We start from the raw sequence: 8,940 nt of genomic DNA on the forward strand, positions 1-8,940 counted from the left end.
ATCAATGACAACAGATCCATCCGGGATGGGGTTGGAGTTCGCGGTCGAGACGCTTTCATCCGTAGCAGTCGGAAGCATTCCTTCGGTCGCCAACACGCCGTCATCCTTTTCGGCCATGGCGGCATCTTCGTTGGGGGCAGGAGGAGTTGTACCATCAGATGAACCATTGTCTGACGGGGTGTCGGTGACTGTAATCTCGCTGCCATTGCTTGCATGCGGGCCGTAGCCCTCAGGTGCGATTTCGGCAAGAATGTCGCTTGGTACATACTGTGTCAGAACCGGTTCTGCATCGCGCCACCAGATTGCGCGTGTCAGCCAGCCTGCTGCCAGGGCACCGACGATAATGATCACAAACAAAAACAGCGCTTTGCCACCACCGCTTTTTTGTTTTGCGGGCGCGCTCGATTTCGCTGCCGATGCCTTTTTATCGTCACCGGCTTTGGTGTCGGGTTTTGACATGCCGGTTGCTGCGGCATTGGCGCTGCTTGCGGGTTTGTCCGCAGGGCTGCCGTCCTTTTTCGCAGTGGTTTCACCAGATTTGACCGTGCCTGAGTTTGGCACGCTGGATTTGGCAGTTGTGCCGGTATCGGCCGCTTTGGCCGACGATTTCGCATTGCCTTTGCTATCTACGGAAATGGTGTCGGACGACTCTTTGGTGTCGGCCGATTTTGCGGAAGCATTGGTTTTTGGCGTTTCTGGTGTTTTCACGATCAGACCATTGCAGTTTGCGGTTATTCCCAAGACGGCGTCAGGCGCAGGAAGCCATTACGACAGGGACCCTAGCTCGGAAAGAAGGTATTCTTGTGTCGGTTGTGATGCAACGCGTGTTCTATACCATGTAAGATCGGATATCTTCGATTGCACCGCTGGACTTAGGCAAATCGCGCTTGTTCCGGACAAGTCTCTTTCCAGCTTATAGCTGCGGACCAGCTTAACAAAGGTTTCCGCAGTGCGGGGAGAGAAAAATAAAACAGCTTCAATATGATGATTGCGAAGCGCCTCTAAAACGTCTTCTGGGAACGACTTGCTTTCTTGTGCTTCATAAACGGTTTGCCGGTCGACTTCATATCCATCAGTCAAAAGCATTTGGCCAAGATCACCTGCCGTTTTACGCGCGGCCGGATGGAAAAGTGGTCCATGTGCAGGATCAACTTTTTTGCGAATTAACGCTGCCAGATCGTTGATGTCACCATTTGCCGAACAAACATTATCAAAGCCAAATATGGCGCAAGTTCTGGCCGTCGCGTCGCCAACACAATAGGCCGGAAGAGACCGATCCCCGGTCAGTTTGGCAAATGCCCGGACCCCGTTCGCCGATGTGAAAATCACTGCTTGGTATTTCTTGATATCAAGCGGGCTTGTCGGAACTGGAAAGACAATATTCAGCATTGGCGCAGACAGGTGACGATAGCCGCGCTTGTCAAGTGCTGCCAAAAGGTCGGCAGAGTCGGTATCGGGCCGGGTATTTAGCACCAAGGGTCCCATCTGCGTCCCAGTCTGTTACCAAGATCAGGCGGAAATGAAGTCCGGTCCGCCACGTTGCTTGAGTTCTTCACCGGCATCCGTGCCAGTCGCCATCGCTGTTGCGATATCCGGTTTGGCGATCATGCGTTCGGTATCAAGGCGTTCGCTGCCGTCCGGGCGCACAATCGATACACGCAGGCGCAGGCTGCCATCATCCTGAAACTCGGCCAGTGCTGCGATCGGGGTGCGGCATGATCCATCAAGTGCCTTAAGCGCTGCACGTTCTGCTGCCACGCGAATAGCAGAGGTTTCGCAATGAAGCGCAGCAAGCCATTTTTTGCACTGTGCATCATCTTCGCGGATGGTAATGCCAATGGCGCCTTGCGCAACCGCCGGCAACATATCGTCTTCGGAAATCGGGGCTGTGGCGATGTCGGGCTGTCCGAGACGGTTCAGGCCGGCCATTGCCAGAAGTGTGGCATCAACCTGTTCTTCGCTGAGTTTGCGCAAACGGGTTTGCACATTCCCGCGGAACGTCACGACTTTGAGGTCGGGATATTTGTTCAGGATCATGGCCTGACGACGAAGGCTGGCCGACCCGATCACGGACCCGGCGGGCATTTCGGCAAAGCTTTTATATTTCAGCGAAATAAATGCATCGCGTACATCTTCGCGTGGCAGGATGGTTGGCAGGATCATGCCATCGGGCAGAACAGTTGGCACATCCTTCATGCTGTGAACAGCAAGGTCGATCTCGCCACCCAGAAGGGCGTCATCGATTTCCTTGGTAAACAGTCCCTTGCCGCCGATTTCCGACAAGGCACGATCAAGGATCTTGTCTCCGGTTGTTGTGATCACGGTGACGGCAATTGCGCCTTCTTCGGCGAGTTCCGGATGGGCATTTGCCAGTTTGTCACGGACCTCATGCGCTTGTGCCAAAGCCAGGGGCGAACCGCGGGTACCGATGCGAAGTTTTGCTGTATCTGTCATGAGTGAAGTCTTAGTCTTAAAACTGTTTAAAAACAAGGTCTGCGGGCAGCCTATTGCCACCGGCAAAAGGCTGAATTTTCGGTTATTGTAATCGCTCGAAACTGGGCTGCATTGATTTAGGTCGCGGTTCAAAATCTTCGCTGCCTTCGTGAAGCGCGATAACTGCATATGGCACTTGCGCTGCACGGGGGTGGAAAGCGCAGGAACTTTCCGCTACATCATCGTCACACCTGTAATAGGATTCCGATTGCCGTCCGTGTCGGCAGAGTTGGTAAAACGGATCAGGATCATGATCGTTCTGGGTATCGAAACAAGCTGTGATGAAACGGCCGCTGCTGTCGTGAACGACAAGCGCGAAATTATGGCAAACCGTGTGTTGTCCCAGCTTGACGATCATAGACCCTATGGCGGGGTGGTGCCGGAAATTGCCGCACGTGCCCATCTTGAACATCTTGATCGTCTGGTAGCCGAGGCCATGGATGATGCCGGTGTTGATTTTGATGATCTTGATGCCGTGGCGTGCACCGGGGGGCCGGGGCTGATCGGTGGCGTGATGGTTGGTACCATGACGGCCAAGGCGATTGCCTTTGCCGCCCAAAAACCTTTTCTTGCCGTCAATCATCTGGAAGGTCACGCGCTGACTGTGCGTTTGACCGATGACGTCGCATTTCCCTATCTGCTGTTGCTGGTGTCCGGTGGGCATTGTCAGGTCCTGATTGTCGAGGGTGTTGGCAAGTACAAGCGCATTGGCACCACCATTGATGACGCGGTCGGCGAGGCGTTTGACAAAACCGCCAAGATGATGGGGCTTGGTTATCCCGGTGGTCCGGCGCTTGAAAAAATCGCCGCCAAGGGTGATCCGAACCGGTTCGGTTTGCCGCGCCCATTGCGTGGAAGGCCGGGGTGCGATTTCTCCTTCTCGGGCCTCAAGACAGCCGTTCGGACTTATCTGGATGGCTTCCCGGTCGAACAACAGACGGAAGAAGTCAAAGCCGACCTTGCGGCATCTTTCCAGCGCGCGGTGGGTGATACCCTGATTGATCGCGCGCGCAATGCCGTGTTTGAATTCATGCGCGATTACCCCGGCGGCAAAACGCTGGTGCTTGCCGGCGGGGTTGCGGCCAACAAGTATCTGCGTGGACGTCTGGTGGAACTGACCGATCAGGCGGGCATGGAACTGGTCGCACCGCCGCTTCACCTTTGTACCGACAATGCCGCGATGATTGCATGGGCCGGTCTGGAGCGGTTCCGGCTGGGTGAGCGCGATGATCTTGACTTCAAGCCGCGTCCGCGCTGGCCCCTGGATCCTGAGGCCCCCAAACGCCCGGGTGCCGGGATCAAGGCGTAAGGCCCATCTGTCGCGTTTGACGTATTTGCCGATCCTCGAAACAACTTCATTTTTGCCGGACAAACATCATGAAAAAGCGCATTACAGTTGTGGGTGGCGGTGCTTGGGGAACGGCCCTGGCTGTGCAGGCTGTACGGGCCGGTGAAGACGTTGAACTGATTTTGCGCAACGAAGAACTGGCTGATCGGATCAACACCAAAGGTGAGAACGATCTTTACCTGCCTGGTATAGAGCTTCCGGGTGCCTTGCGCGCAACCACACATTACGAAGGTCTGCGCGATTCTGATGCGGTTTTGCTGGTGACACCTGCGCAGCATTTGCGCGAAACCCTGATCAAATTGTCATCGCATTGGCCAGATCAGCTCCCGGCGGTAATTTGCTGCAAGGGGATTGAAAAGGAAACCGGTGCCCTGATGGCACAGGTCGTTTCTGAAACCCTTGGAAACGTGCCGGTGGCAGTCCTTTCGGGACCAACCTTTGCCAAGGAGGTTGCAATCGGCCTGCCAGCCGCAATCACGCTGGCCTGTGAAGATCGTGTCCTGGGCAAACGTCTGGTCGAGTTGATCGGCACGCCGGAATTCCGTCCCTATTTCAGTACCGATGTCGCTGGTGTTGAGGTGGCTGGTGCGATCAAGAACGTTCTGGCGATTGCCAGTGGCGTGGTGGCCGGGTTGAAATTGGGTGACAACGCCCGTGCAGCCCTGATTACCCGTGGTATTGCTGAAATGTCGCGTCTGGCAGTTGCTATGGGCGGCCGGGTTGAAACCATGCTGGGCTTGGCCGGCCTTGGTGACTTGACCCTGACCTGCACCGGCACGTTATCACGCAATTACACCTTTGGTGTCGCGCTGGGCGAAGGTCGCAAGGCACAGGACATTCTGGTCGAACGCCGTTCCGTGACCGAAGGCGTGCATACCGCGGCATCCATCACCGCTGTTGCCAGCAAATATGGTGTTGAAATGCCGATCTGTGCGGCGGTTGATCAGGTCGCCAATCACGATGCGGATCTGCGTAGCACGATCAATGCCCTGTTGCAGCGCCCGTTCCGTGATGAGCTTGAAAACGCCGATTAAATTCCGGCCTTGCGGTTATTGACCGCGCAGTTCGGCTTGAGAATGCGCGGGGCTTCTGTCAATTTATGAATATTGAACCCATAAAGAAGCAGGAAACCGTTCATGCATTTCTACATCCGTTGTGTTGACAAGCCTGGCCACCTTGATGTGCGCAAGGCCAATCGCGAAGACCATCTGGCCTATATCAAAGGCGGTTTTGCTGATCGCATCGTCGCAGCGGGTCCGACCCTTGATCCCGATATGGAAGGCATGAACGGCTCGGTCTTTATCATCGAGTTTGATGCCATCGAAGACGCCCGCGAATTTGCTGCCAATGATCCTTATGCCAAGGCTGGCCTGTTCGAATCTGTTGTTATTCGCCCGTTCAAGAAGGTCTTCTGATCCATGGCGTATTGGCTGGTCAAAACCGAACCGGGAAGCTGGTCGTGGGACGATCAGGTCAAGAAGGGTGTTGAAGGCTGGGATGGTGTGCGTAACCATCAGGCAGCCAAAAACCTGCGAGCGATGAAAATCGGCGACAAGGCGTTCTTTTATCACTCGGTGAATGAAAAACGCATTGTCGGGATTGTTGAAGTGGTGCGCGAATATTACCCGGATCCGACCGATGAAAAGGGCAAGTTTGTTCAGGTGGATTTCGAAACGGTCAAACCGTTGAAAACGCCAGTGACCCTCGCCGATATCAAGGCCGATCCGCGTTTTTCCGATCTTGCCCTGCTCAAACAATCGCGATTGTCGGTCATGCCAATTGATGACGCGTCTTGGGCGGCGATCTGCGAGATGGGCGGGGTCGATCCATGAGCGACCTTCCCGCAGCAGGAACAGTCCTTTGCGCGCTCAGCGATCTCGATGCTACTGGCGCCAAGGGTCTTAACCTTAGTGGTACCGGTATTTTCGTTGTCCGCAGTGGCGACGACGTCTTTGGCTACATCAATAGCTGCCCGCATATCGGTGTGCCGCTGGATATGGAACCAGATGAATTCATCAGCGACTTTGGCGATGAAATCATCTGTTCAACTCATGGCGCACGCTTTCGCATCGAGGACGGCGAATGTGTATCCGGTCCGTGCACGGGTGATATGCTTGAACCGGTCGCGGTGAAAATAAAAGACGATCAGGTCGTTCTGGCCTGATCGTCTGCCGTGCCCGAAATTGATGCAAAGATGGCAATTTACCCTGCCGTCTTTGTGATCACTTCTTCGATATGCTTGGTGATCACGTCAAGCTGATTTGGCTCCGAAAGCCGATGATCGCCGGTCTTGATCAAATCCACGCGGACATCCTCAGATACCAGCGCCTCGGTCAGGCGGATCGCTGTCTGCCATGGCACATCCGGGTCCTGCATGCCCTGAACCAGCCGGACCGGGCATTTCAGATTAATCGGCTTGCGCAGTAAAAGCTGATTGCGGCCATCCTTAATCAGATCGCGGGTGATCGTATAAGGATCATCACCATATTCGGTCGGCTCGATCAGCGCGCCTTTATCAATAATGGTGTTTTTCTGATCTTCGCTGAACTGCGCCCACATCAGGTCTTCGGTAAAGTCAGGAGCAGCAGCAATGCCAACCAATCCGGCAATGCGTTCCGGTCGGGCGAGGGCTGCGAGAAGCATGATCCAGCCGCCCATCGAAGAACCGACAAGAATCTGCGGGCCAGAGGTGATTTCATCAAGAACTGCAATGGCATCACGTGCCCACTGACCGATGGTTCCATCGGCAAATTTGCCCGACGATTGTCCGTGACCAGTGTAATCAAAGCGGGTATAAGCCACCCCCTGTCGAATGCAGTGCGCCTCAAGGTGGGTTGCCTTGGTACCGGTCATGTCTGACATGAACCCGCCGAGAAACATTACACCGGGTGTATTGTGCACCTGTACGTCAGATGGCTTGCCCGGCACGTGATGGTATGCGATTTTTAAGCCATCTGGACGGTTGAGATATTCGGGCTTTGCAGGCTGTGGCGTTGGCAGGTCATGGGTCATCCGGGGCAATTGTCCTTGGGTGTTGATGGTTGGAGTTGCATGAGCGCGTCAGAAGTAATGACAGAAACAGTCTATCGATCAGAGCCCCAAGCGCAAGGTGGGGACTATCGGCCTGCCGTTATTTTACAGGTGCTTCCCGAACTTGATGCCGGTGGTGTGGAGCGCGGAACAGTTGATATCGCGCGCGCAATTGTCGATGGCGGTGGCAAGGCGCTTGTCGCATCCCAAGGCGGTCGGCTCGAACGTGAACTTGATCGGTTTGGGGCGAAGCACATCACCCTGCCGCTTAAATCAAAAAATATTCTGACCATGCGCAAGAATATCGATGCGTTGGTCAAGCTGATCCGTGAAGAGGGTGTCGATATCATTCACGCCCGTTCACGTGCACCGGCCTGGAGTGCGTATTTTGCGGCGCGCAAGACCGGCATTCCGTTTGTGACGACCTTCCACGGCACCTATTCCGGATACAACAACCCGTTCAAGCGTCGCTATAACGCGATCATGACCATGGGTGATCAGGTGATTGCGATTTCCAAGCACATCGCCAATCACATCAACAAATATTACAAGGTCGAACCTGACCGCCTCAATATCGTGCCGCGTGGGACGAATGTGGATCTGTTTAATCCGGAAAATGTCAGTCAAGAACGTCTGATTGCGCTTTCCAACCAATGGCGCCTGAATGGTGAGGAATATGTCATCATGATGCCAGGGCGGATCACGCGCTGGAAAGGGCATGGCTTCCTAATTGGCTCGCTTCCCGCCGTTCTTGAACAACTTGGCCATCGCAAAGTACGATGTCTGATCGTCGGATCGGATCAAGGGCGGACAGGTTATCGCGAAGAGATCTTGAGCCAGACTCGCAAGCTTGGGTTGGAAGACATCGTCCATATTGTGGATCACTGCAACGATATGCCAGCAGCCTATATGCTGGCAGATGTCGTTGCCTGCCCATCAATGGAACCAGAGGCTTTTGGCCGTGTTCCTTCTGAAGCGCAGGCAATGGGGCGACCGGTTGTGTCGACGGCGCATGGTGGTGCAATGGAAACGGTTCTTCCAGGCGAAACAGGTTGGTTGGTCAGTCCAGGCGAGGTTGATCAATTGTCCCGTGCTTTGGTTCAGGTTCTTAGCCTTACACCCGAAAAGCGCGCCAAACTTGCCGTTAAAGGTCGCGATCATGTGATTGCAGAGTTCTCTTTGGAACAAATGGCCGAGCGGACACTAAATGTTTATGCCAAGGCGCTGAAACGGGTCATCAGGAACGCCGCATGACCGACCATAAAACCGAAAGCATGTCCGTGAATCCTGATGATTTTTGGGTTGATGAACAGCCTGTGGAAGGGACGGAAGAGTCCAAGCGCAAGCGCATACTTGTCATCAAACTTTCTGCGCTTGGCGACGTTGTCTTGGCGATGGGACCGTTTGCGGCCATCCGTGCCGCCCATCCAGATGCGCATATCACGGTGTTGACCACACGCCCTTATGTCGATCTGATGAAGGCAAGCGGATTTTTTGACTCGATTGCTATCGATCGGCGCCCGAAGCTGAGCCAATTGCGCGAAGTCTTAGCACTGCGCCGTTTTCTTCGGAACGGTAATTTTGACCGGGTTTATGATCTGCAGACGTCCGACCGGACCGGCTTTTATTATAAACTGTTTTGGCCGGGACCCAAGCCGGAATGGTCAGGGATTGCGAGTGGGTGCTCTCATCCACATGCCAATCCTGAGCGCTCAAATATGCATACGATTGATCGACATGCGGACCAGCTTGCTGATGCCGGTATCAAGGATGTGCCAGCACCATACATTTCAGGGTCCGATATAGACCTAGACCGATTTGGCATTCGAAGCCCGTTTGTTCTGATCTGCCCCGGCGGAGCACCACACCGTCCGGCGAAACGCTGGCCGGCTGAGCGGTTCGGTCTTCTTGCCAAGAAATTGGCCGATTACCGTTTGACCCCGGTTCTGATCGGAACCGATAGCGAAGCAGATGTTTTGAACCGGATTGATCAGATGTGCCCGAAGGCACGCAATTTGATGGGGCGTACCGGGTTTCTTGATATTGCATCGCTTGCAGCGCGTTCGGTT

General features: G+C 54.5%; 10 protein-coding genes and 1 pseudogene. 7 read left to right on the forward strand and 4 right to left on the reverse strand.

Features of this window, described 5'->3' with window-relative positions:
• From B3Z49_RS07715 to hemC, 3 genes and pseudogenes are all read right to left on the reverse strand, one after another.
• Positions 1–708, reverse strand: a pseudogene (locus B3Z49_RS07715) (uroporphyrinogen III synthase); the annotation flags it as partial.
• A 57-nt stretch (positions 709–765) separates the two neighbouring features.
• Positions 766–1,473, reverse strand: coding sequence for a uroporphyrinogen-III synthase (locus tag B3Z49_RS07720; protein ID WP_296989610.1), 708 nt, complete (start codon positions 1,471–1,473; stop codon positions 766–768).
• Between the two features lie 36 nt (positions 1,474–1,509).
• Positions 1,510–2,454 (reverse strand): hydroxymethylbilane synthase, encoded by a 945-nt coding sequence (hemC, locus tag B3Z49_RS07725; protein WP_296989613.1) that lies wholly within the window; start codon positions 2,452–2,454, stop codon positions 1,510–1,512.
• 289 nt (positions 2,455–2,743) lie between these two features.
• Here hemC and tsaD point away from each other — a divergent pair, with 289 nt between their 5' ends.
• The 5 genes from tsaD to B3Z49_RS07750 all read left to right on the forward strand — a co-directional run bounded on the left by tsaD (position 2,744) and on the right by B3Z49_RS07750 (position 6,005).
• Positions 2,744–3,802, forward strand: a complete 1,059-nt coding sequence (gene tsaD, locus B3Z49_RS07730; protein WP_296989615.1) for a tRNA (adenosine(37)-N6)-threonylcarbamoyltransferase complex transferase subunit TsaD — start codon at positions 2,744–2,746, stop codon at positions 3,800–3,802.
• 68 nt (positions 3,803–3,870) lie between these two features.
• Complete coding sequence (locus B3Z49_RS07735; RefSeq protein ID WP_296989618.1) at positions 3,871–4,875, forward strand: NAD(P)H-dependent glycerol-3-phosphate dehydrogenase; 1,005 nt, start codon at positions 3,871–3,873, stop codon at positions 4,873–4,875.
• A gap of 102 nt (positions 4,876–4,977) precedes the next feature.
• On the forward strand, positions 4,978–5,256 hold the full coding sequence (locus B3Z49_RS07740) for a YciI family protein (RefSeq protein WP_008888584.1): 279 nt from the start codon (positions 4,978–4,980) through the stop codon (positions 5,254–5,256).
• Positions 5,257–5,259: 3 nt separating this feature from the next.
• A complete protein-coding gene (locus B3Z49_RS07745; protein WP_064787792.1) occupies positions 5,260–5,673 on the forward strand; it encodes an EVE domain-containing protein in 414 nt (137 codons plus the stop codon).
• On the forward strand, positions 5,670–6,005 hold the full coding sequence (locus B3Z49_RS07750; RefSeq protein ID WP_296989628.1) for a Rieske (2Fe-2S) protein: 336 nt from the start codon (positions 5,670–5,672) through the stop codon (positions 6,003–6,005). Before B3Z49_RS07745 ends, B3Z49_RS07750 begins: the two co-directional genes overlap by 4 nt.
• 38 nt (positions 6,006–6,043) lie before the next feature.
• On the opposite strand, the gene B3Z49_RS07755 is transcribed toward B3Z49_RS07750, so the two are convergent.
• A complete protein-coding gene (locus B3Z49_RS07755) occupies positions 6,044–6,853 on the reverse strand; it encodes an alpha/beta hydrolase (RefSeq protein ID WP_296989629.1) in 810 nt (269 codons plus the stop codon).
• 39 nt (positions 6,854–6,892) lie between these two features.
• Here B3Z49_RS07755 and B3Z49_RS07760 point away from each other — a divergent pair, with 39 nt between their 5' ends.
• Both B3Z49_RS07760 and B3Z49_RS07765 read left to right on the forward strand, forming a co-directional pair.
• Entirely contained in the window at positions 6,893–8,125 is a 1,233-nt protein-coding gene (locus tag B3Z49_RS07760) for a glycosyltransferase family 4 protein (protein ID WP_296989631.1), read from the forward strand.
• Positions 8,122–8,940 (forward strand): glycosyltransferase family 9 protein (locus B3Z49_RS07765; RefSeq protein ID WP_296989633.1); only part of this gene is annotated, 819 nt, incomplete at its 3' end. The genes B3Z49_RS07760 and B3Z49_RS07765, both read left to right, overlap by 4 nt.

The sequence above is a fragment of the Thalassospira sp. UBA1131 genome, assembly GCF_002311515.1.
Lineage (GTDB): Bacteria > Pseudomonadota > Alphaproteobacteria > Rhodospirillales > Thalassospiraceae > Thalassospira.